Source organism: Sungkyunkwania multivorans (genome assembly GCF_042675645.1).
In the GTDB taxonomy this organism is placed as follows: domain Bacteria; phylum Bacteroidota; class Bacteroidia; order Flavobacteriales; family Flavobacteriaceae; genus Sungkyunkwania; species Sungkyunkwania multivorans.
Map to the genome: position 1 here is coordinate 227,905 of NZ_JBHTJH010000010.1, position 23,887 is coordinate 251,791.

At 42.8% G+C, this 23,887-nt stretch carries 19 protein-coding genes and 2 riboswitches; of the genes, 3 read left to right on the forward strand and 16 right to left on the reverse strand.

The features are described 5' to 3' along the window. Positions 1–18: 18 nt before the first annotated feature. The 16 genes from ACFQ1M_RS11195 to metK form a co-directional block, all read right to left on the reverse strand. Positions 19–1,086, reverse strand: a complete 1,068-nt coding sequence (locus ACFQ1M_RS11195) for an acyloxyacyl hydrolase (RefSeq protein WP_386408212.1) — start codon at positions 1,084–1,086, stop codon at positions 19–21. A gap of 108 nt (positions 1,087–1,194) precedes the next feature. Beyond that, complete coding sequence (metF, locus tag ACFQ1M_RS11200; protein WP_386408214.1) at positions 1,195–2,148, reverse strand: methylenetetrahydrofolate reductase [NAD(P)H]; 954 nt, start codon at positions 2,146–2,148, stop codon at positions 1,195–1,197. A gap of 194 nt (positions 2,149–2,342) precedes the next feature. Continuing rightward, the gene (gene metH, locus ACFQ1M_RS11205; RefSeq protein WP_386408216.1) at positions 2,343–5,051 is read right to left on the reverse strand and encodes a methionine synthase; all 2,709 of its coding nucleotides are present in this window, start codon (positions 5,049–5,051) and stop codon (positions 2,343–2,345) included. Continuing rightward, positions 5,052–5,405, reverse strand: coding sequence for a four helix bundle protein (locus tag ACFQ1M_RS11210; protein WP_386408218.1), 354 nt, complete (start codon positions 5,403–5,405; stop codon positions 5,052–5,054). 9 nt (positions 5,406–5,414) lie between these two features. After that, entirely contained in the window at positions 5,415–6,422 is a 1,008-nt protein-coding gene (locus ACFQ1M_RS11215) for a homocysteine S-methyltransferase family protein (RefSeq protein WP_386408220.1), read from the reverse strand. A gap of 104 nt (positions 6,423–6,526) precedes the next feature. After that, positions 6,527–6,627: riboswitch (SAM riboswitch) on the reverse strand. 133 nt (positions 6,628–6,760) lie between these two features. Further along, the gene (locus tag ACFQ1M_RS11220; RefSeq protein ID WP_386408222.1) at positions 6,761–7,816 is read right to left on the reverse strand and encodes an NAD(P)/FAD-dependent oxidoreductase; all 1,056 of its coding nucleotides are present in this window, start codon (positions 7,814–7,816) and stop codon (positions 6,761–6,763) included. 90 nt (positions 7,817–7,906) lie between these two features. Next, on the reverse strand, positions 7,907–8,479 hold the full coding sequence (locus ACFQ1M_RS11225) for a precorrin-2 dehydrogenase/sirohydrochlorin ferrochelatase family protein (RefSeq protein ID WP_386408224.1): 573 nt from the start codon (positions 8,477–8,479) through the stop codon (positions 7,907–7,909). A 4-nt stretch (positions 8,480–8,483) separates the two neighbouring features. After that, positions 8,484–9,248, reverse strand: coding sequence for a uroporphyrinogen-III C-methyltransferase (gene cobA, locus ACFQ1M_RS11230; protein ID WP_386408226.1), 765 nt, complete (start codon positions 9,246–9,248; stop codon positions 8,484–8,486). After that, complete coding sequence (locus ACFQ1M_RS11235; RefSeq protein ID WP_386408228.1) at positions 9,238–11,331, reverse strand: nitrite reductase; 2,094 nt, start codon at positions 11,329–11,331, stop codon at positions 9,238–9,240. The genes cobA and ACFQ1M_RS11235 overlap by 11 nt, the downstream gene beginning before the upstream one ends. Before the next feature lie 46 nt (positions 11,332–11,377). Continuing rightward, the gene (locus ACFQ1M_RS11240) at positions 11,378–11,638 is read right to left on the reverse strand and encodes a DUF2061 domain-containing protein (RefSeq protein WP_386408230.1); all 261 of its coding nucleotides are present in this window, start codon (positions 11,636–11,638) and stop codon (positions 11,378–11,380) included. A 142-nt stretch (positions 11,639–11,780) separates the two neighbouring features. After that, positions 11,781–13,001, reverse strand: a complete 1,221-nt coding sequence (locus tag ACFQ1M_RS11245; protein ID WP_386408231.1) for a trans-sulfuration enzyme family protein — start codon at positions 12,999–13,001, stop codon at positions 11,781–11,783. Beyond that, positions 12,979–13,407 carry an OsmC family protein gene (locus tag ACFQ1M_RS11250; protein WP_386408233.1) on the reverse strand — a complete coding sequence of 143 codons (429 nt, stop codon included), beginning with the start codon at positions 13,405–13,407 and terminating at the stop codon, positions 12,979–12,981. The genes ACFQ1M_RS11245 and ACFQ1M_RS11250 overlap by 23 nt, the downstream gene beginning before the upstream one ends. 4 nt (positions 13,408–13,411) lie before the next feature. Continuing rightward, the gene (locus tag ACFQ1M_RS11255) at positions 13,412–14,533 is read right to left on the reverse strand and encodes an aspartate kinase (protein WP_386408235.1); all 1,122 of its coding nucleotides are present in this window, start codon (positions 14,531–14,533) and stop codon (positions 13,412–13,414) included. A gap of 42 nt (positions 14,534–14,575) precedes the next feature. Further along, positions 14,576–15,577 carry an alpha/beta fold hydrolase gene (locus ACFQ1M_RS11260; protein ID WP_386408237.1) on the reverse strand — a complete coding sequence of 334 codons (1,002 nt, stop codon included), beginning with the start codon at positions 15,575–15,577 and terminating at the stop codon, positions 14,576–14,578. 96 nt (positions 15,578–15,673) lie between these two features. Then, the gene (locus tag ACFQ1M_RS11265; RefSeq protein WP_386408239.1) at positions 15,674–16,966 is read right to left on the reverse strand and encodes an O-acetylhomoserine aminocarboxypropyltransferase/cysteine synthase family protein; all 1,293 of its coding nucleotides are present in this window, start codon (positions 16,964–16,966) and stop codon (positions 15,674–15,676) included. 110 nt (positions 16,967–17,076) lie between these two features. Further along, a riboswitch (SAM riboswitch) is annotated at positions 17,077–17,186 on the reverse strand. Between the two features lie 208 nt (positions 17,187–17,394). After that, positions 17,395–18,654 carry a methionine adenosyltransferase gene (gene metK, locus ACFQ1M_RS11270; protein ID WP_386408241.1) on the reverse strand — a complete coding sequence of 420 codons (1,260 nt, stop codon included), beginning with the start codon at positions 18,652–18,654 and terminating at the stop codon, positions 17,395–17,397. 265 nt (positions 18,655–18,919) lie between these two features. On the opposite strand from metK, the gene ACFQ1M_RS11275 reads away from it, so the two are divergent. From ACFQ1M_RS11275 to ACFQ1M_RS11285, 3 genes are all read left to right on the forward strand, one after another. Further along, positions 18,920–22,213: an amidohydrolase family protein gene (locus ACFQ1M_RS11275; RefSeq protein ID WP_386408243.1), complete on the forward strand. Its 3,294-nt coding sequence runs from the start codon at positions 18,920–18,922 to the stop codon at positions 22,211–22,213. A gap of 262 nt (positions 22,214–22,475) precedes the next feature. Beyond that, the gene (locus ACFQ1M_RS11280) at positions 22,476–23,267 is read left to right on the forward strand and encodes a hypothetical protein (protein WP_386408245.1); all 792 of its coding nucleotides are present in this window, start codon (positions 22,476–22,478) and stop codon (positions 23,265–23,267) included. 1 nt (position 23,268) lies between these two features. Next, positions 23,269–23,883 carry a deoxynucleoside kinase gene (locus ACFQ1M_RS11285; protein WP_386408247.1) on the forward strand — a complete coding sequence of 205 codons (615 nt, stop codon included), beginning with the start codon at positions 23,269–23,271 and terminating at the stop codon, positions 23,881–23,883. Positions 23,884–23,887: the final 4 nt, after the last annotated feature.

The window sequence follows — 23,887 nt, forward strand, 5'->3', positions numbered from 1 at the left end:
GACAGGAATGACAACATGTTATAATCTAATTCCTATTCCAAATTCTACCGCCTCGGCTTTTGCCGCATGCGATTTTAAGGTGATCGCGCCGAAAAGCTTATCGCTAAAATAACGTTTCAATCCGATGCGCTGATATACTTGTCCTTCAAAATCGACAGGATAATATACATAATATCCCAGCTGGGTGACAATCGATGTTTTATTGATAAATAATTCATGGCCTACAAAAAGTCCGATGCGCTTATGATCTTCATCACCATCGATTCCTTGGCCCGGAAAAGCGATTCCTCTAAATTTGATGAATTCCTTTAAAAAGTTAGAGAAGAAGATGTCTGTCCCAAACTGGATAGCACTCTTTCTGTTAAGGCGCTTATCTGCATAGGCCGAGAAAATATAGAAGGCATATACCCCGCTATCAACGATATCGCTCTCATTGGCGCCTGTTCTAAAGACGAGGTTGTATTTCCAGGGTTGTGTATATCGTTCCTCTTCGGTTTTAGGCTGAAATTCGACCTCGGTGTTATCATCCAATTGATAATTCAACCCAAAACTAAAATTGATCGAGTTGATACTGGTATTTGGCGCCTTGATATTGGCATTGGAATAATGGATCAACGAAAACCCAGCTTGAAATCCAAAACGATCAAAGATGCGCTCCTTCTTGTAATTGAGCATCATATAGGTACTGCTCATCAACCGTGTTCCAAAGGCTATATTCCTAAAATTGGTCTCTTTGTCGTACGGATTGTTAGTGTAGCCGATCCCTTGGCCAATACGCAGCATTACCTTTCGTTTCAAGAAGTAGAAGTTGTAATGCGCATATAGCGACAAGTTTTCTCCTAGAAATCGATTCTTCAAATTCTGATAAGCAAACGAAAAGCCATAATCTGGGTAGCCATAACGTGCCTCCCAATCCTCGAATCCAAACGTCTTTCGGTTCCATCCAAGAATAAATCCTTCTGGGTGCCCTGTGATGAGATGAGAAATATCGGGATTATGTTCTGCAATGTTGCCCTTAAAATAGCTGATATCGAAATAGGACAGCTTTGGGTCTTCTTGTGAAAGACCAACAAAGCCTATTACCATGCTGCAAATTAAAAGGAGTTGTTTCATAAACGGAAGCAAAGCTAAGCAATTAGCGCAAACTCACAAGTGAATGAATTTTTTAGTAAAAGGGTTACGCAAGCCTTGAGCTTAAAATACCGTTTTGGCGATCGCTTTGATATTATCGGATTTCCCCATAGAATAATAATGCAACACAGGAACACCGGCATCCATCAATTCCTTGGATTGTTGTGCCGCCCATTCGACTCCAACTTGGCGCACCGCCTTGTTATCTTTACAAGCCTCCACGGCATCGACCAGATCCTGCGGAATATCTATCTTAAAAACCTGAGGCAATAACTGTAAATGCTTTTTTATGGCCAGCGGTTTAATACCGGGAATGATCGGAACATCGATACCATACTCTTTGGCCTTATCACAAAATTCAAAAAAGCGTTTATTGTCAAAAAACATCTGCGTCACCACGTAGTCGGCCCCAGCGTCCACTTTTTCCTTCAGTCGTTTTAAGTCTGAAAGCAAAGAAGGTGCCTCGATATGCTTTTCTGGATACCCTGCCACTCCTACGCAAAAATTAGAACAATTATCGGTCTCCACGACCTCGTGCAAAAAATTCCCACGATTCATATTGGCAATTTGCTCAACTAGGTCCTTTGCGTATTGATGGCCGCCATTGGTCGCCTCAAAATATCGTTGTTCCTTCATAGCATCGCCACGAAGTGCCATTACGTTATCGATTCCCAGATACTGACAATCTACCAATAAATATTCGGTCTCTTCCTTGGTAAATCCACCGCAAAGTACGTGAGGCACCGTATCCACATCGTATTTGTGTTTTATGGAAGCGCATATTCCTAAAGTTCCAGGTCGCATCCGAGTAAGTTTTTTGTCGAGCAACCCATCTCGATCGATATAAATATACTCTTCGCGAGAGGTGGTGACATCGATGAATGGAGGTTTGAATTCCATCAGGGGATCGATATTGTCATATAACTCTTGAATGCTCCTTCCTTTCTTTGGCGGAATGATCTCGAAGGAAAATAGCGTTTTTCCCTTAGCCGCCGCTATATGTTCTGTTACTTTCACTCTTCGTAATTTGTCATTCCTGTCCCGAGGACTCGGGAGCAGGAATCTATTATTATCTTTTGTTGTTTTACTACGCTATTTTGGTACGACTTTTCATTAACGGTATTAAATGTATCTTTTTTGATAATTCTCTTTTGGATTCCTGCCTTCGCAGAAATGACAAAAAGTAACAAAAAGAAGACCACTACTATCTTTTATGCGAGATTCGGATTGAGCCATTTTCGAGCCACTTCCAAATCGATATTTTTTCTTTTACTGTAATCCTTCAATTGGTCTTCGGTAATTTTCCCGAGCCCAAAATAGCGCGCTTCGGGATTGGCAAAATAATAGCCAGAAACGGAGGCTGCCGGCCACATGGCTAGACTTTCGGTAAGTTTTACGCCTATTTTTTCCTCGACCTGCAACAACTCCCATATCGTTTCTTTCTCTAAATGATCGGGACAGGCAGGATATCCAGGTGCTGGGCGTATTCCTTTATAACTTTCCTTTATTAGTTCTTCATTGGACAAGTGCTCATCAGAAGCATAGCCCCAATGTTCCTTTCGCACTTTCTCGTGCAAATATTCGGCAAGGGCTTCTGCCAAACGATCTGCCAAGGCTTTGATCATTATCGAATTATAATCGTCATGCTCAGCTTCGAATTTTGCTGCTATCTCAGCCGTTCCAAAACCGGCGGTCACACAAAAACACCCAATATAGTCTTGCTTACCACTTTCTTGAGGCGCAATGAAATCTGCTAACGCAAAGCTTGACTTGCCGTCACGTTTTTTGAGTTGTTGCCGCAGTGTACGGAAGGTGTGAGATTTCTCGCTATCGCTCGAAGTGACAAGGATGTCATCATCATTGATCATATTCGCTTGAAACAAACCGAAGATGGCCTTGCCCTTCAGCAATTTTTCATTCAAGATCTTCTTTAATAATTGATTGGCGTCTTCGAAGAGACTTGTCGCTTCTTTACCAACGACCTCGTCGGTGAGTATCTCTGGAAATTTGCCATGCAAATCCCAGCTGCGAAAGAAGGGGCTCCAATCGATATAATCTTTCAAAATCGAGAGGTCGAAATCCTCTAAAACTTGAATTCCTAATTCATTCGGCATCTTAATTTCACTTGCATTCCAATCAATTTGAAATTTTCTTTTTCGAGCTTCCTCGATGGAAATATACTCCTTCTTCTTTCCTCGATTTAAAAACTGTTCTCGAAATTTCTCGTACTCTTCTCTGACCTGTATTTTATAATCTTCTCGATTATCCTGCAACAGATTCCCAACGACGGTCACTGCTCTTGAGGCGTCATTGACATGCACCACGCCTCTGGTATACTTTGGTTCAATTTTCACGGCGGTATGTGCTTTGGAAGTGGTGGCACCACCGATCAATAATGGAATATCCAGATCATTCTTTTCCATTTCTTGTGCGAGGTATACCATCTCATCTAGTGAAGGGGTGATCAACCCACTTAATCCGATGACGTCCACGTTCTCCTTGATCGCCGTTTGTATGATCTTCTCGGGCGGTACCATAACGCCAAGATCGATGATCTCATAATTGTTACATCCTAAAACGACCCCGACGATATTTTTTCCGATATCGTGAACATCGCCTTTAACCGTAGCGAGCAAGATTTTGCCTAGTGACCCATTCGAAGATTCTTTGGTGGCCTCGATATAGGGGTTCAAATAGGCCACCGCCTTTTTCATCACTCGAGCGGACTTTACCACTTGAGGAAGGAACATCTTCCCACTTCCGAAGAGGTCGCCCACCACATTCATCCCTTTCATCAGGTGGCCCTCGATCACTTGAATGGGTCGTTCAACTGATTGGCGTGCCTCTTCTACATCGATCTCAATAAATTCATCGATGCCTTTGACCAGCGAATGAGTGATGCGATCTTGCAAGGAGTCGTTTCGCCATTCCAACACTTTTGCCGCATTCTCTTTCTTATCACCTTTTACCGTTTCGGCAAGGTCTAACAATCGTTCTGTTGCATCATCCCGTCGATCAAGCAACACATCTTCTACGTGTTCTAAAAGATCCTTAGGAATCTCGTCATACACCTCAAGCATTGCCGGATTTACAATCCCCATGTTCATACCATGTTGAATAGCATGGTACAAAAATGCTGAATGCATCGCCTCTCGTACGACATTGTTTCCCCGGAAAGAAAAGGAAACATTGCTAACGCCACCTGAGACATTTGCATATGGAAGATTTTCGCGAATCCATTTGGTCGCCTTAAAGAAATCAACTGCATTTTTGCGATGCTCTTCCATTCCTGTGGCAACAGGGAAGATATTTGGATCGAAGATGATGTCCTGTGGCGCAAATTTCACCTTATTTACTAGAATGTCATAGGAGCGTTTGCAAATCTCGATACGTCGCTCGTAATTATCCGCCTGCCCCTGCTCGTCGAAGGCCATGACGATAACTGCGGCTCCGTATCGTTTTACCAGGGTTGCCTGTCTTATAAATTCTTCTTCCCCTTCTTTGAGACTGATGGAGTTTACCACACATTTCCCCTGAGCGACTTTGAGTCCGGCCTCAATGACCTCCCATTTAGAAGAATCGATCATGATAGGTACACGCGCAATATCTGGCTCGGAAGCGATAAGATTGAGAAAAATGGTCATGGCCTCGACACCATCGAGCATCCCTTCGTCCATATTCACATCGATGATCTGGGCACCGCCTTCAACCTGATGGCGAGCTACCTCCAATGCCTCATCATACTTCTCTTCTTTGATCAGACGCAGGAACTTCCGAGAACCCGTAACATTGGTGCGTTCGCCCACATTGATAAAATTACTTTCGGGTGTGACAACCAAGGGTTCGAGACCGCTTAGAGTAAGATACCTTTTGGTTGATTGTTGATTGTTTTCTGTTGACCGTATCGAAATGCTCATCATTTAAAGAGCTTTATAATAGTTGATAAATCCATTCAATAGTTTTTTACATGCTATTATTTGTTCAGAAATTCGTTTAGTCTGGTCTTCTCCAGCAAAACCTAAGTCCATTGCTAGATATAGCTGAGTTTCCAACTCATACAAAGAACCTCTCGCCACATGAAGATATTGAGTGGTATCCGCTGCTGTTCTTCTACCACATCCTTCGGCTATATTTGAAGGGATTGAAATGAAACTTCTTCTCATTTGTGCAACTAATCCGTATAGCTCATCACGCGGAAACTGTCTGGTCAAACCATAAATTTCTTTGACCAGTATTCTAGCATTTTTCCATACATCCAAATCCTTATATTCCATTTCTATCAACTAAAAACTATCAACAAACAACTTTCTTGGTTTATATTTTGAGACCACCTCAGCGATCAATTTGATATGCGCCGGCGTGGTACCGCAACAGCCACCAATAATATTGATCAAGTCGTCCTTTAGATAGCCTTCTATCAACTCTTGCATTTCTTTAGGGGTTTGATCGTATTCGCCAAAAGCATTTGGCAATCCGGCATTCGGATGCGCCGAGGTATAAAATGTTGTCTCCTTTGCAAGTCTTTTCAAATATGGTTGCAATTGGTCCGCACCTAAGGCACAATTGAATCCAACGCTGAGTAGCGGAATATGGGAAATAGATATTAAAAAGGCTTCGACGGTCTGTCCAGAGAGGGTTCGGCCCGACGCATCTGTGATCGTTCCGCTAACCATGATGGGAATGTCGATCTGCTTTTCTTCTTTTACCTCCTCGATCGCGAAGAGGGCGGCCTTGGCATTTAAGGTATCGAAAATGGTCTCCACCAAAAGTATATCTGATCCTCCATCGATCAATGCTTCTACTTGTTGTTTGTAAGCGATTCGTAACTCATCGAAAGTGACTGCACGAAACCCGGGATTGTTCACGTCGGGTGACATACTCGCCGTTCGGTTTGTTGGACCGATGGAGCCCGCTACGAATCTTGGCCTTTCTGGATCTTGCTTAGTAAAGGTATCCGCCACCTCTTTGGCCAATTTGGCGGATTCATAATTCAATTCGTAAACCAGTTCCTCCATACCATAATCAGCCATGGCGATGGTAGTTCCAGAAAAAGTATTGGTCTCCACGATATCGGCTCCAGCCTCGAAGTACTTGCTATGCACTTCTTTGATCGCCGCTGGTTGGGTGAGCGACAGCAGGTCGTTATTCCCTTTTAAAGAAGATGGCCAATCCTTAAATTGCTCTCCGCGAAAATCCTCTTCGGTGAAATTGTAGCGCTGTAGCATGGTGCCCATGGCGCCATCGAGGACGAGAATCCTTTTTTCTAGTTCTTTATATATGTTCTTTTTCATGATCTTTTTCCATTAATTGGATTCCTGCCCCTGTTTGCCAAATGGCAGGTGTCAAAAAAATTATCGAGAAAATAGATGGTATAAACACGGACGAATGTCCTTTGTGGTTATCTGTCTGCTATTGCTGTAGAATGTAGCACCTTCTCTCGAAAGAGGGTTGCTAAGGCTTCGACGGGTCTATTCCCTTCACCTTTCTTGATAACGTCAGTTTGTAAATGAACTGTTACAAAGATAGACACATTTGCTTTTTAACCAAATGTGAACCTTATAATTATGAAATGCCAAATCCCAACATCATTGCCGATATTGGGATTTGGCGCTTGGATTTTGAGAATTCGTTAAATGATCGCTTTCACCACTTCCTTCTTCGCTTCTTTCTTGCTCCCGTCAAAACCAGTAACTCCTCCTACTGTGGTATATTTCATCACATACTTTTTATCTGGATTGATACGCTGAAAGGCACTTTGACACATAATGGCGGCCTCGTGAAACCCTGAAAGGATAAGTTTTAGTTTTCCCTTATACGTATTCACATCTCCAATGGCGTAAATCCCAGGAATATTGGTCTGATAATCGTATGAGTTATCCACCTTGATGGCATTTTTCTCGATTTCGAGACCCCAATTCCCAATAGGCCCGAGCTTTGGCGATAATCCAAACAGCGGAATAAAGTAATCGGTCTCCAGATGTGACTCACCATTGGCTTTATGTTTTACCGTGACGGCGGTCAACTTTTCATCTCCATGTAGTTGTGTGACCTCTGCTTCGGTTACCAATTCGATTTTACCCAATTTGGATAGTTCCGCTACTTTTTCTACACTATCCAGCGCTCCTCTAAATTCGTTACGGCGATGGACCAAATAGACCTCAGAAGCTACATTGGCCAAGTATATCGACCAATCCAGAGCAGAATCACCACCTCCTGCGATGACCACCCTCTTATCACGATATACTTCAGGGTCTCTAATGATATAAGCAACCCCCTTGTCTTCGAAGTCTGTGATATTCTCAATAGGTGGTTTTCTAGGTTCAAAACTTCCCAAGCCTCCTGCAATCGCAATAACTGGTGCATGGTGCTTAGTCCCGCGATTGGTAGTGACCACAAAGGTGCCGTCCTCTAACTTTTCGATGGTTTCGGCACGTTCTCCCAAGGTGTATCCTGGTTCAAAGGGCTTTATTTGCTCGAGCAAATTATCTACCAGATCGCCGGCATTGATCTCTGGAAAGCCAGGGATATCATAGATGGGCTTCTTCGGATAGATCTCTGATAATTGCCCTCCTGGTTGTGGTAAGGCATCGATCAAATGGCATTTTAATTTTAAAAGACCTGCTTCGAAAACGGTGAATAGGCCCGTTGGGCCTGCTCCGATGATGAGTATGTCTGTTTTTATCATTATTCTTGAATTCAATTAATAATTAAATCTCTCTTTGAAGGGAGAAAAGAAGAGTGTCACATCCCGCTGCCCCGCTTCAAAGGGGGGAATTTATTCGATAAGTGATTTTGTGTGTTCATTGAGTTTCTCTACTTTTTCCTCGAAGCCTCCTTTGATCGTTTTTCTAAAGAGATTTAGGTTTTGAACCAGTTCATTTATGTTCTCTGGAATGACCTCTTCGAAAAATTGCCGTAAACGTTTGGCCGTCGTCGGTGATTTTCCATTGGTGGAAATTGCAATTTTCACATGTCCCTTGGTCACAATTCCGCCCATATAGAAATCACAATATGGCGGATTGTCGGCTACGTTGACCATCGTATTACGGGCTTTACAATGCCGATATACTTGGATATTCACTTCCTCACGGTCGGTCGTTGCGATAACAATATGTTTGTCATCCAGATAATCCGAGTGGTAAACATCGTCTATCATTTCCACATCAAACTTTTTGGCCAAAGTGATCGTATTTTCACGAAACATCGGTGCGACCATCGTAACCTTGGCATTAGGGCTTGACTTCAGTAAAAAGTGAAGCTTCTCTTCTGCAACATACCCACCACCAACGATAAGGATATTTAGCTGATGCACTTTAAGGAATATGGGATATAGTTCATTTTTTTCCATCACTTCATACTATTGCCTCTCTGTGAGAGTGTTTCAACTCATTTATTATCTCCCTATGTTCGACGACCTCACCGATGATTATAATGGCAGGATTGCTAAGCTGTCTTTTTGCAACGATGTCTTCTATGGTAGAAATATTACCCACACCGATCCTTTCATCTTTCCGACTTCCATTTTGAATTATGGCAACTGTCGTATCGCTTTTTCCTTCTCTTTTAAATAATGAAACTATTTCGCCCAGCTTACCCATGCCCATCAAAATAACGATTGTTGCCGTCGATTGTGCTGCAAGCTTCACGTCTCTCGACAGTTTGTGCTCTTTGGTCGTTCCCGCAATAACCCAAAAACTCTCTGAGGCCCCTCTCTTTGTAACTGGTATGTTTTGCAGTGCAGGAACTGATGACGATGAGGAAATTCCTGGCACCATCGCTACTTCTACCCCAAACTTCGCAGCATATTCCATTTCTTCGGCACCACGTCCGAAAATAAAAGGATCCCCTCCTTTTAAACGAACCACGTGCCCATGACTGTGCGCCCTGCTGACGATGAGCTCATTGATCTGATCTTGTTGATAGGTATAGCAACCTTTTCGTTTTCCAACGAAGATCTTTTCGGCGAATTGCGCGTGCTCTAATACGATTGGGTTGACCAAAGCATCGTATAAAACGACATCCGCATCGGCCAAAACTTTTGCTCCCTTTATAGTAAGCAGATCAGGGTCTCCCGGCCCTGCTCCTATCAATGTTAACTTTGGTTCTCTATAGTGCATGACTTACTTCTTGTTTTCTAAAGGCATCGGCTTTCTTGTAAAAAGCGATGGCCGCGTCTAAATAATCTTTTGCAAAGTTTTCAGAGGGTTCATTCTTGTTGATCCGATATACTAGCTCTTCAAATGAGGTATCCAAGGAGATGGCGCCCTTGGCAATAAAAACCTCGTCGAACCCCTTCACAATACTTGCATGGGTATTGGTATTTTTACCTTCGGCTGTGAGCAGTGCTTTTGCAGTATTCACCAAAGACGTGTAAGAATGGTAGATACTATCGGACCATTGCTTCTCCACCATAGTACGATGTGCGTTTTCAAGTTTCTCTTCGCTTTCAAATAATAAGGTGGCGACGAGGTCTATCATCACGCCAGCACACTCGCCGATACCAACTGCCTTGATATAGGGTTTGTTATGACCCCAATCGATAAAGTCGTCCTCAGTTAGATTCTCTATAGAGGAAAGCGGCTTTAGGAGATCATAGAAATACTTCTCTCCCTGACGATCGTAATATTCCAAAAAATTCTCGCCATTGGCATTGGCCTCGAAATCATTTAAAATCACTCGAAGCGCCTGCGGCCCTCGTTTACTGGGCACCTTGATCACTTTGTCTGCAAACCGGCCATGCCCGTTGCCCATAACACCACCACCCAACAACACTTGCAACGCTGGTGCCACCAATTTCCCCGATTTGATCGACATTCCCTGAAAACCGATGTGTGCCATGTTATGTTGTCCACACGCATTCATGCAGCCACTGATCTTGATAGTGACATCTTTGTTATTCAGGTATTGCGGATATTCTGCTTTGAGTACTTTTTCGAGTTCGACGGCTATTCCTGTACTACTCGCAATACCAAGATTACAGGTGTCTGTCCCGGGACAAGCGGTAATATCTGCCGTAGTGTTGTATCCTTTCTGAGTAAATCCAAGTTGTTTCAATTCGAGATAAAAGAATGGTAATAGCGCTTCTTTTACATGTCTGATCAGCATATTTTGACGAAGGGTAAAACGCAATTCGTTGGCTGCATAGGTCTTTACCAAATTAGCCAGCTTTCTAGCTTTGTCGGTATAAAAATCTCCAAGCGGCACACGAATTCCAATGGCGTAAAAACCTTCTTGTTTTTGAGGAATGACATTGGTGGTCTTCCACGCGTCATAGGCTTCCATATCCTTCAATACGGTATTTGGAACTTCAATGCCTGTTTCTAAGAGATCAATTAGGCCTTCCGATACCGGAATCTCATAGCTATGTGTCGATAGCGCCTTCTGCTCTTCTTCGACCAGCTTTATGAAAGCTTCGAGACCAATATCCTTTATCAGGAATTTCATTCTTGCTTTTTGACGACGAGAACGTTCGCCGTGGCGATCAAAGATCCGTAAAACACCCTCGGTCAAAGGAATGATCTTTTCCGCTTCGATGAACTCATACAAGACATCTGCATGTCTTGGCTGAGAACCGAGTCCTCCACCGAGCATCACTTTAAAGCCGCGTTTCCCATCTTTTAACTTGGGAATGAATCCAAGATCGTGAATATAGCTCAATGCAGTATCTTTTTCAGAAGAAGAAAAGGAGATCTTGAACTTTCGTCCCATCTCCTGATTCACGGGATTCCGCAGGAAAAACTGAAACATCGCATGCGCATAGGGTGAGACATCAAAGGGTTCTTCGGGATTGATTCCCGCATCTTCACTGGCGGTGATATTCCTCACCGTATTTCCACAGGCTTCACGCAGCGTCACATCATCCTTTTCAAGTTGTGCCCAAAGCTCAGGTGTTCGGTCCAGACTCACATGATGAATTTGAATGTCCTGCCGAGTGGTGATGTGCAATCTTCCAGTCGAATACTCGTCAGAGACCTCCGAAATACGAAGCAACTGATCACCCGTTACTTTACCATAGGGAATCTTGATGCGGATCATCTGAACGCCAGGCTGACGTTGTCCATACACACCTCTTGCCAATCGTAGGCTTCGGAACTTCTCTTCGTCTACTTTTCCCTCTTTAAAAAGATGGATCTTTCTTTCTAATTCTAGGATGTCTTTCTCAACAACTGGATTTTCTATTTCGGTTCTAAAACTTTGCATGGCCTCTTCCTATCCCCTCTAAAGGAGGAGAACTTTTTATTAAACATTATTTTAAACGATTCCAAACACGTTCGTGCAGGTAATACAACAGCATTTTACTTCCAAGTTCTATGGAGCCAATTGAAAAGGCTACATCCAACTTTCCTGTAAGCAGCCATGAAATGGCGATGGTATCCATGGTACCGATGACTCGCCAGCTGATGGTCTTTAATAGGCTTCTTTTGGCACTGTCCCTAGATTTGGCAGCAGCCATCACTTCTTTTTCCTTTTTAATATCTTGTTGTAAAACGATGCTATCGATGATCATATTTATATTTTACTATTAATCTATAGATTTAGTAGATTATTCAAATGTAGTCTTTATTTCTTTAGATTCTTACAGCTTTTAAAAAAATTAACTAATTCTCAATGAGAGTGGATTAAAATAACAGAAGTATAATATCGAATCCCTAAATTTTCGAAATTTCCAATGCCTGACCTAAATCTTTGATCACATCATCAACATGTTCCAATCCGACCGAGACCCGGACGAGTCCGTCTGTAATACCCACTTCACCTCTATCCTCCTCAGAAAGTTTGCTATGCGTCGTCGATGCAGGATGCGTAACGATCGTCCGGCTGTCACCCAAATTAGCAGATAAGGAACACAGTTGAACATTGTTCAAAAACTTTCTTCCAGCCTCTATACCACTCTTTATTTCGAAGGAAATGATATTACCGCCTTGGCGCATCTGTTTTTTCGCAATTTCATATTGTGGATGCGATCTCAAGAAGGGATACTTTACCCAATTCACACACTCGTGTTCCTCTAAGAATTGAGCAATTTTCATTGCATTCTCGCAATGCCTGTCTACGCGCACCGCCAAGGTCTCTAAACTTTTTGAAAGCACCCATGCGTTGAATGGTGATAGCGCAGGACCGGTATTTCTGCTGAAAAGATAGATCTCCCGAATCAAATCAGCTTTTCCGACGGTAGCCCCTCCTAAGACCCTACCTTGCCCATCGATCAGTTTGGTCGCGGAATGGATCACCAGATCCGCCCCATATTTTATGGGATTCTGTAAATAGGGGGTGGCGAAGCAGTTATCGATGATCAACAGCAGGCCATGTTTTTTTGCAATCGATCCAAGCCTTTCTAGATCGATGATATCGACGCCAGGATTCGTCGGCGATTCGGCATAGATCACTTTTGTGTTTTCTTGAATGAGATCGTCTATGGTATCGATCTCATCGACCTTAAAGTAGGTCGTATCTATCTGCCACCTTGGTAGATACTTAGTAAATAAGGTATGTGTAGACCCAAAGACCGAACGCGCCGACAAAATATGGTCGCCACTGTTCAGCAAGGCGGCAAAGGTGGAGAAAACCGCACTCATCCCTGTTGCGAAGGCATAACCAGCTTCAGCTCCTTCCAGTTTACATATTTTTTCTACGAACTCACTTGTGTTCGGATTGGTAAAACGGCTGTAGATGTTACGGTCCTTTTCCTCGGTAAAGGAGGCGCGCATCTCTTCGGCATCCTCAAATACAAAGCTGGACGTAAGATATAAGGGAGTCGAATGCTCTTGAAATTGTGAGCGCTCATTCTGGGTCCTTATGGCGGTTGTTTCGAAGTTCAGCCCCTGTTCATCTCCAACGAAGGTTCTGCTATTTTTCAATCGTTTGTCCATTAAGATTTACATTGTAATGAATGGTTGCGGTAGGCTCTATGGTTTTGGAGACAGAACAATATTTTTCAAAAGAGAGTTGGGCAGCGCGATAGGCCTTTTCAGGAGTGATCTGTCCTTCCAGTGAAATGGTAACATGGATATCTTTAAAGGGCTTCGCACCATCCACTTCCACCCTATCCCCAACGACCTCTGCCTTATAACTTGTAATTTCTTGACGCTGTTTTTTAAGTATTGAGACGACATCGATGGCACTGCAACCAACAACCCCCATCAAAAGCAATTCCATGGGGCTAGGGCCCTCGGCCTTTTCTCCTTTTGCTTTGTGATCTATGTAGACCACATGTCCCCGGTCATTTTTTGTTTCGAAGTGGAAATCGTTGTCCTTTCGTTCTAGTGTGATTTTCATATCTCTAAATTAAATTCTCCGCTAATTTAACGATATCCCCCAGTACCCCACGTGCGGTGACCTCTTTACCCGCGCCGGCACCTTGAATGACCAAAGGCTGCTTTTTATAAGAATCCGAGTATATCTCTATTAAGGAGTCGGCTCCCTTGAGTTGGCCTAAGGGAGAATCTGCAGGTGTGGACACCAATTTAACATCCAATCGCTCTTCTGTGACGGATAATTCTCCCACATATCTTAATACATGCCCTTTTGCCTGTTGATTCTTTTTATTTTCAAAGGTCGGGTTCAGCTCATCGATTCTTCGTTTAAATTCGTTGACACTTGTCTTTCCATTCAATTGTGTTGGAATGAGTGAATCTACCTTGACGTCTTCGAATTCGCGTTTCAGGTCCAGTTCGCGTGCCAAGATCAATAATTTTCGTGCCACATCATTTCCAGAGAGATCCTCACGAGCATCAGGTTCGGTATACCCATTTTCTGAAGCCTCCTTTAAGATGTCGGCAAAGGATTTTTCTTCTGCCGAAAAACGATTGAAAATATAACTCAATGACCCAGAAAAAACGCCTCTTATTCTGGTGATGCGTTCGCCCGAATCGTGCAAATTCTTGATGGTCTCTATCACAGGGAGGCCAGCGCCAACATTGGTCTCGTACAAGAATCTTCTATGATGCTTTTTTAGAGTATCACGAAGTTTGGTGTAAAACGCAACATCGAGCGTATTGGCAATTTTATTCGCCGATACAATATGAAAACCATTTTCTATCAAGCTGAAATATTCACCGACTAGATCCGCACTCGCTGTAGCATCAACGGCAATGAGGTTTTTCAGTTCATTCTCTTTTACAAATTTGAAGATATCTTGAATAAACTGTGGAAACCCGAATGATTTAAAACCAGCTTCCCATCCTTTTTCGGCATTGGGCTTTGCGAAAAACGCCGTATTAGAATTGGCGATGACCGGAATATGAATTTGCAGCCCTTTGGCAAGAAATCTAGGTTGCGCCTCTTCGATTTGTTTTATAAGAGTGCCTCCTACATTCCCTATTCCGAAAAGAACAATATTGATGGTCTTAGGCCCTCTGTTCCCCGATGGCGTCATCACGTCTTTACTTTCTGAATATTTCATTTTCGTTTGAATTCTGATTTATCAATTCGATGCTCGTTCACCTTAGGCCACCGAAATCTGGCGGTTATCTTTATAATTCTCATTTCTGAACACTTCAGTTAACAATTGCTCTAATTGCTCAAACTCAATGAGGAAAGCATCATGCCCGTGCACCGATCGAATCTCTTTATAAAACACATTATCTTTTACTTTGGACAGTGCCGTCAACGTTTCTTTATTCTCCTTTGCAGTAAAAAAAAGGTCGGTATCCACCGCTACGATGTATATATTGGATTGGATCCTCGATGCAATTTCTAAAAAAGACTCCCTGCCTCGAGAAATATCGATGGTCGCCAAGAGCTGATTGAGCAATTTATAGGATGAAAGTTGAAAACGTTGCTTTAGCTTTTTGCCATGATGTAACAACCAGCTTTCTATGTTGAACATATTCAAATCGATATTGGTCGTACGATTGAAGCGTTCGCGAAATGATTCGGGTGTGCGATAACAAAGCATGGCATGTACCCTTGCATCGTGTACAGGATTCGAGGAATTGTTCAAGATAAGATCTTGTACCAAACAGTTGGCGATCAGCCAATCTGTAGATTTCCAATCGGAAGCGATGGGAATTAAATTTTCTATCAATGTTGGCCTTAATGCAGCTAGCTCCCAAGCAATTCCACCACCGACCGAACCACCGATAGCGGCGTATAACTTTTTGATCTGTAACTGCTCGACCCCTAATGCAAAGATGCGAGCGACATCTCTGGCGTTAAAGTCTTTGTAGGACTTTACAAGAAAGTCATCAAAGCCATTACCAGGAACGTTGAACGCCAGAATGGAATAGTCGTTTGTATCGATGAGTTTGCCTTCCCCGATGATGTCTTTCCACCATCCCGATTCGCCGGCGACCTCGGAATTTCCCGTTAAGGCATGATTTACTAAAACCACTGGAGCATCCATTAATCGTCTGCCAAAGACTTGGTAGGATAATGGAATCTCCACGTAGTCGACCCCACTTTCGGTTTTAAAGTTTTTTATCTTGATATGTTGAAGCTCAGTCATACTTAACTTATATTCACTTTACTTTTTTCTGAGACCTACAAGGTTCTGGAAACCTTGCAGGTCTTGTAAAAATCTTTGCGGGTCCTATCAATCGAATTATGCAAATACCGACCGATCTATTTTGGCGAAGGCAGCGGTAAGGTCGGACTTCAAATCCTCTATATCCTCGAGGCCTACTGAGAGACGTATGAGATCTTTCGTCACTCCTGTTGACTCTTGGGAGGCGTCATTCAGCTGTTGATGGGTAGTACTTGCAGGATGGATGATCAACGACTTGGTATCTCCGATATTTGCCAACAAGGAGAAAATCTTCGTCTCGTTAGCAACCGTCTTAGCGGATTCGAATCCACCTTTTACACCAAAAGTGACAATTCCACTTTGCCCTTTTGGCAAGTATCTCTCAGACAATTTTTTGTATTTACTGCTTTCCAGTCCAGGATAATTGACCCATGACACTTCTTTTTGCTGCTCCAGCCATTTTGCAAGCGACAATGCATTCTCACTATGCTTTTTGATACGGACCTCCAAGGTTTCAAGGCCTTGTAGAATCTGAAATGCATTAAAAGGGCTTAGCGCTCCACCATAATCTCTAAGTCCTTCAATCCTTACTTTAGCAATAAATGCTGCAGGACCGAGCACCTCGTGATACACCAGTCCATGATAACCTGGCGACGGTTCAGTGAATTCTGGAAATTTACCATTTCCATAATCAAAGGTTCCAGCATCGATGATGACGCCCCCGAGCGACGTTCCGTTTCCTCCGATATATTTTGTCAATGAATGGATCACAATATTTGCCCCATATTCGATCGGGTTTAACAAAGCAGGCGTTGCCACAGTATTATCAACGATGAGTGGCACTTTGAATGCTTTGGCCTCGTCAGCTATTCCTTGAAGGTCTAAAACGTCAAGTTTTGGATTCCCTAGCGATTCTATAAAGAAAACTCTGGTATTCTCTTGTGCCGCCTTTCTAAAGTTTGCTGGGTCGGAAGGGTCCACAAAAGTGGTGGTGATACCCAGTCTCGGTAAGGTATTACTCAGTAAATTATAGGTTCCTCCGTACAAACTGCTAGATGCCACAATATGGTCTCCAGTTCTTAACAATGTTAAGAGTGCCGTGGAGATAGCGGCTGTCCCTGAAGCCGTAACGACGGCGGCGATCCCACCTTCTAAAGTGGCCAAGCGCTGTTCTAGAACATCGTTTGTTGGGTTGTTCAATCTAGTGTATATAAATCCCGGTTGGGAAAGATTGAATAGATTGGCAGCGTGGTCCGCATCGTCAAAAACATAGGAGGTGGTTTGATAGATCGGTACAGCTCGCGTTCCTCCATTCTTGGTTACATCATGGCCTGCATGCAATGCATTGGTCGAAAATTTCTGGTCACTCATGGTTCTTTCTTTAGTGTTAAATAAATCTTTGTTAGCCTCAGCATACGGCTGAATATTGATCGATTAACAAGAAAAGTGAGTGAACGAAAGCGTTGAAGTGTTGCTTTCGCGGGTTATCTGTCCTTGCAGTATGCAAGGTAGAATGTAGCACCTTCATTGGTTACCCAAAGGGTTGCTAAGGCTTCAACGGGTCTATTCCCTCTGCCTTTCTTGATAACAATTCAATAAAATTTAGAACTTTTGTCTTTTCAAAGATTCAGAAATAAAAATTTAATATCCAAGTCTTTATCCTTAAAATCTACTTTTTTAATAGATTGATAATAATCGGGCGGGATAATTTTTAAATCGACAATAAGTATCCCGCCTTTTGGTTTCTCTGCCTTCGCATAGGGTAGGAACTCTTTTAAAAGAGCAGCATATTCAAAGTATTAAAGCCCAAATACCTCTTTTACCTTTTCGACATAATCCAACTTCTCCCAGGTGAAAAGCTCTACCTTCTTTTCCACACGCCCAGCATTGTTATAGGGTGATTCGAATGTCTTGGTGACTATTCGCGGTTCTTTTCCAACATGGCCATAGGCCGCCGTCTCCAGGTATATCGGATTGCGGAGTTTCAATCGTTCCTCGATTGCGAATGGTCGCATATCAAAAAGCTGGGAGACTTTCTTTGCTATCTCTCCATCGTTCAGGTCCACATTCGCCGTTCCATAGGTATCGATAAAGATCGAAGTAGGCTCAACAACCCCAATCGCATAACTCACTTGTACCAGAACCTCATCTGCGACACCAGCTGCTACTAGATTCTTAGCAATATGACGTGCTGCATAGGCCGCGCTCCTATCTACTTTACTCGGATCTTTTCCACTAAAGGCACCGCCGCCGTGCGCTCCTTTTCCTCCATAGGTGTCAACGATGATCTTACGACCGGTCAATCCTGTATCGCCATGCGGACCACCAATTACAAATTTTCCTGTAGGATTGATGTGGTAGCTGATATTCTCATTGAACAATTTTTGGACATAATCTGGCAATTGTGCTACGACCTTTGGTATCAAAATATTGATAATATCTTCTTTGATCTTCGCCAACATTGCCTCTTCGGCATCAAAATCGTCATGCTGGGTAGAGACAACGATCGTATCGATGCGCTGGGGCATATTGTCGTCGCTATACTCGATAGTTACCTGCGCCTTTGCATCCGGTCTCAAGTAATCGATCTCCTTTCCTTCGCGACGAAGATCAGCCAGAACTTGTAGTATTTTATGAGAGATATCCAATGCCAATGGCATGTAGTTATGCGTCTCCTTAGTGGCATAGCCAAACATCATTCCTTGGTCACCAGCTCCTTGCTCTTCTTTGGTCGCGCGATCAACCCCTTGGTTAATGTCCTGTGATTGTTCGTGAATCAGTGAGATCACCCCACAAGAGTCACCACTAAATTTATACTCTCCTTTGGTATACCCGATATTATTGATCACTTCGCGAGCAATATTTTGAACATCCAAATAGGTGTTGCTCTTTACTTCTCCTGCCAATACTACTTGGCCCGTTGTCACTAAAGTTTCACAAGCCACCTTACTATCTGGGTCAAATGCCAAAAAGTTGTCCAATAATGCGTCACTGATCTGGTCTGCAACCTTATCTGGATGTCCTTCGCTTACGGATTCGGACGTAAACAAATATGCCATAGTCTAATTTCTAAATTTTAAGGAGAGATTTGACGATGCGTGTAAAAAGTGCTTACAGGTCTCGAGTAGAGAAACTGAAATAAATTCAGGTAAACTGCTTTAGCATTTTTAATGAGGTTGCAATCAGTCAAATCTTTCCTCATGGATTAATTGCAGGCAAATGTATGAAAATGTTTTGTTTTGAAAAATCATTTGGCCGTTTTAAGAATTGCTTTAACAAATGGGCTATAATTATAGTTATCTTAGGGCCTTTAAAAGAATAAAAATGATCGACAAAATCAAGCTGATGGTGTTGACCTTCATGGCCCCTGGCCTTGTTTTCGCACAAGATAAAAAAGACGATGAGACGTGGGATGTCTCCAATCCCTATGAAAACTGGAAAATCAATGAAGTGAGTCTCGATACTAACGAGGGTACTTGGATGAATCTGGATGTGAGCCCGGATGGGCAGCAGATCACCTTTGACCTTTTGGGTGATATTTATATCATGCCTATTAGCGGAGGAAAGGCCAAAGCGCTTCGAACGGGACTGGCCTTTGAAGTGCAGCCCAGATTTAGTCCTGACGGCAAAAAGATCTCGTTTACTTCTGATGCTGGCGGAGGCGATAATATTTGGATCATGAATACCGATGGTAGCAACGCAAGGCAAATTACCAAGGAGAAATCTCAACTGCTGAACAATGCCATTTGGACCCCCGATGGCAACTCGTTGATCGCAAGAAAGCATTTTACTTCACAACGCTCTGTGGGTGCAGGAGAAATGTGGCAATATCACATTACCGGCGGAAGTGGCCTTAAATTAACCAAACGCAAGAATGACCAGCAAGACGTTAATGAACCATCGATCTCCAATGATGGAATGCATCTCTATTATTGTGAGGATATGTATCCAGGCGGTTATTTTCAATATAACAAAGATCCCAACTCGCAGATCTACGTGATCAAGCGATATAATTTTGAAAATGGAAAGACCATTACCGTCACTGGCGGTCCTGGAAGCGCTTCTCGACCAACGATCTCTCGCGATGGAAAGAAACTGGCTTTCATAAAACGAATTCGTACAAAGACCGTGCTTTTTATACATGATCTGCAAACAGGAGAGGAATGGCCAGTATATGACCAACTGAATAAAGATCAAATGGAGGCTTGGGCGATCTTTGGTACGTATCCCAATATGAGCTGGATGCCCAATAATAAAGAAATTGTTTTTTGGGCGGGAGGAAAAATTCATAAGGTGAACATCGAAACTTCCAAAGTTTCAAGCATGCCTTTTAACGTACGTACCAATATTAAAATTGCGGAGACCCATCGCGCCAAGCATAAGGTGGATTCAGATATGTTTGATGCAAAAGTGATTCGTCATGTAAAGACGTCACCCGATGGAAAGACCATCGTCTTCAGTGCATTGGGCCGTCTTTGGACCAAGAAATTACCCAACGGAAAACCTAAAAGATTGACCGAAAGCAAAGACTTTGAATTCGAACCAGATTTTTCTCCCGATGGAAAAGAAATCGTTTATGTAACATGGGATGACGAACCACTGGGAGGCATTTATAAAATTTCCGCAAAAGGTGGAAGTCCAATAAAGCTGACAGCTGAAAAGGGAATCTATCGTTTCCCCTCTTTTTCCACAGATGGGAAAAGCATCGTATATGGAAAACAACGCGGCAATAGTGACCAAGGGCGTACTTTCACCAAAGAACCTGGTATATACACCATGGATGTCAGCGGAAAAAACATAAAAAAATTAGCCGAACGTGGCATCAATCCATCTTTTAGTGCTGATGGAAAACGCGTAATTTTTCAAACTGGTGGACAGTTTTTTGGTTCATTGACCAAAGAATTGAAGAGCGTCGATCTCAATGGAAAAGACGAACGCACCCATTTCAAATCGAAGTATGCCAATAGCATCGTTCCTTCACCAGATAATAAATGGCTTTTGTTCTCCAACTTGCACAAGGCCTATGTGACGCCTATGGTTCTTACCGGACAAATCGTGGAATTTGACCCCAAGACGAAGGCATTTCCTGTAACACAAGTGGCAAAAGATGCAGGTTACAATTTGCATTGGAGCAATAATGGCACAAAACTACATTGGACCTTGGGTGATGACTATTTCAGTAACGACATCCACGAGCGCTTTACCTATTTAAAGAATTCACCCGACAGTATTCCACCAATGAGTGAAAAAGGCATCAAAGTTGGGCTAAAAGCGATGACCGACAAGCCAGAGGGACGAATTGCGTTTACCAATGCTAGAATTATCACCATGGAAGGTGACGAAGTGATCCAGAATGGTACGATCCTCATCAATGGAAATAAAATTGAAGCAATTTCGGGAGACCCAGCTGGTATGATCATTCCCAAAGGAACAAAGATATATGACGCCACTGGAAAGACGATCATGCCAGGGATTGTCGATGCCCATGCCCATATTGGTGCGTTTAGGGATGGACTTAACACTAAAAAGCATTGGCAATTATATGCCAATCTCGCTTTTGGAGTTACCACGGCACACGATCCTTCTGCCAATAGCGAAACAGTATTTGGTCTTTCCGAATTGGTAAAAAGTGGAGAAATGGTAGGCCCAAGAATTTATTCCACAGGTTTTATCCTTTATGGCGCAGATGGCGACTTCAAGGCGGTCATTAATGATCTGGATGACGCGCGTTCAGCCATTCGAAGAACAAAAGCATTCGGTGCAACTTCTGTAAAGAGCTACAATCAACCGCGAAGAGATCAGCGGCAGCAGGTGATGCAAGCAGCCAAAGAATTGGGTGTAAATGTAGTTCCAGAGGGCGGGTCTAACTTCTTTCATAATATGACGATGATCATGGACGGACATACAGGTGTTGAGCATAATATTCCAGTAGCTCCAGTTTACAAGGATGTTGTGACCCTTTGGAGCAACAGCCAATCTGGCTACACTCCTACCTTGATCGTCAATTATGGCGGAATGAATGGAGAATATTTTTATTATGAGCGTGACAATGTATGGGAAAACGAAAAACTTTTAAAATATACGCCACGTCATATTGTGGATTCGAGAAGTCGCCATCGCACGAAAGTTCCACAAGAAGAATATAAGAATGGTCATATCTTGGTCTCGGAAACCGTCACCAAACTATCGGATGCCGGTGTGAAGGCCAACTTGGGCGCCCATGGCCAATTGCAAGGTTTGGGAGCCCATTGGGAACTATGGATGCTTAAGGCTGGCGGAATGAGTAACCATGAGGCATTAAAGGCCGCAACCATCAATGGTGCCAATTATATAGGCATGGGCGACGAGCTCGGTTCTTTGAAAGTTGGGAAACTCGCGGACTTGATCGTGCTGGATGAGAATCCCTTGGAAGACATTGAAAACTCCAATTCGGTAAGGTACACGATGGTCAATGGCCGTTTATATGACACCGAAACCATGAATGAGATCGGCAATGAGACCAAGGCACGTGGTAAATTCTATTGGGAAAATAACAAATACAATGCAGCTTTTCCGTGGCATGAAGAAACGCAGAGTTTTACGATACCCGGTTGCAGTTGTCATGCGATAAAGCACTAAAAGCTAAGGTCGTTGAGGATACTTTCGAGAATTATGGCATAGTTCCTAAGGATTTAAGGCCTGTCCGGGTTTTGAAAGCCCGACAGGTCCCTTTGCTAGTCGTTGACGTCTGAGAACTCTTGAAGCTCAGTGAAAAATTTTAATCCTTAAATTATCCGATGCGTGATACTCATATCTCCATATTGATTCCTCTTGAATACAGAAATTTTATCTTCGATTAAATAAAGGCTAAACCGCGTACTTTTTCGTACTTTCGAAACGTATGAAACGATACTCTTTCATTTTCTTTTTTTGTTCTTTGTTGTCATTTGCTCAGCAGGAGGTCGATATTTTGACCCGCGATAGCATCACTTTGAAGGCGGATCGTTTTGTTGGAATAGATTCCTTTGGAGCCCTCTATTATATCACAAACAACGTACTGTTCAAAAAGACCGACAAGAAAACCTACAACTATAATAATTTTCAACTTGGAAAGATCTTTAGCGTAGATCTTCTCAACCCGCTGGAGATCACCGTTTTTTATCAAGATTTCAATACGGTGGTACAGCTAGATAATACCTTGAACGAAGTAAAAAAGATAGATTTCAATACGATCAGGAATTTTCGAAACGTTCAATATGCAAGGACGGGTATCGATAAGCAATTCTGGATCTTTAACTTGGACAATCATCAATTGGAGTTATTTGATTACCAAACGGAAAAAGTACAAACATTGAATCAGCCTATCAAAGAGGACGTTATTGCCATGACGAGCAATTACAATTTTTGTTGGTTGCTTACGAAGTCCAAGGTATACCAATTCAATTTTTATGGAAGCCTACTTACCACCCTCCCAAATGAAGGCTATATTGAGATCGAGCAGCACAATGGCAATTTATTGTTGCAAAAAGACAATGAGCTGTGGTATTGGCAGAAGAACACCAGTCAACCAAAAAAGGCACATATTATCGAAAAGCCATTTCTGCAGTTGCATCATAGTGATGGATTCGTGTATATTTACCGCCCAAATTTTATTGAAAAACTCCCATTAAATTCAGCAAAAAAACAGAAGTAGTATGCATGTAGCTATCGCAGGAAACATCGGTGCAGGAAAGACCACATTGACCAAATTACTAGCAAAACACTACAAATGGGAGGCGCAGTTTGAAGATGTAGTTGACAATCCATATCTCGATGATTTTTATACGAAGATGGAACGTTGGAGCTTTAATCTTCAGATATACTTTTTGAACAGCAGATTTAGACAGATCCTTGAAATACGAGAGAGCGGCAAACAGATCATCCAAGACAGAACCATCTATGAGGATGCGCATATCTTTGCTCCCAACCTGCATGCCATGGGATTGATGACCAATCGCGACTTTGAGAACTACAAATCCTTATTCGATCTTATGGAGAGTTTGGTACAACCCCCAGACCTTTTGATCTATTTAAGAAGCTCTATTTCCAATCTGGTCGCGCAAATCCACAAACGTGGTAGGGATTATGAAAATTCTATCAGCATTGATTATTTGAGCCGGCTGAATGAACGCTATGAGGCTTGGATACACAATTATACCAAAGGGAAATTGTTGATCATCGATGTAGACAAGCTGGACTTTGTAGACAAGCCAGAGGATTTGGGCGAGATCATCAACAAGGTAGAGGCAGAACTTCACGGATTGTTCTAATTTT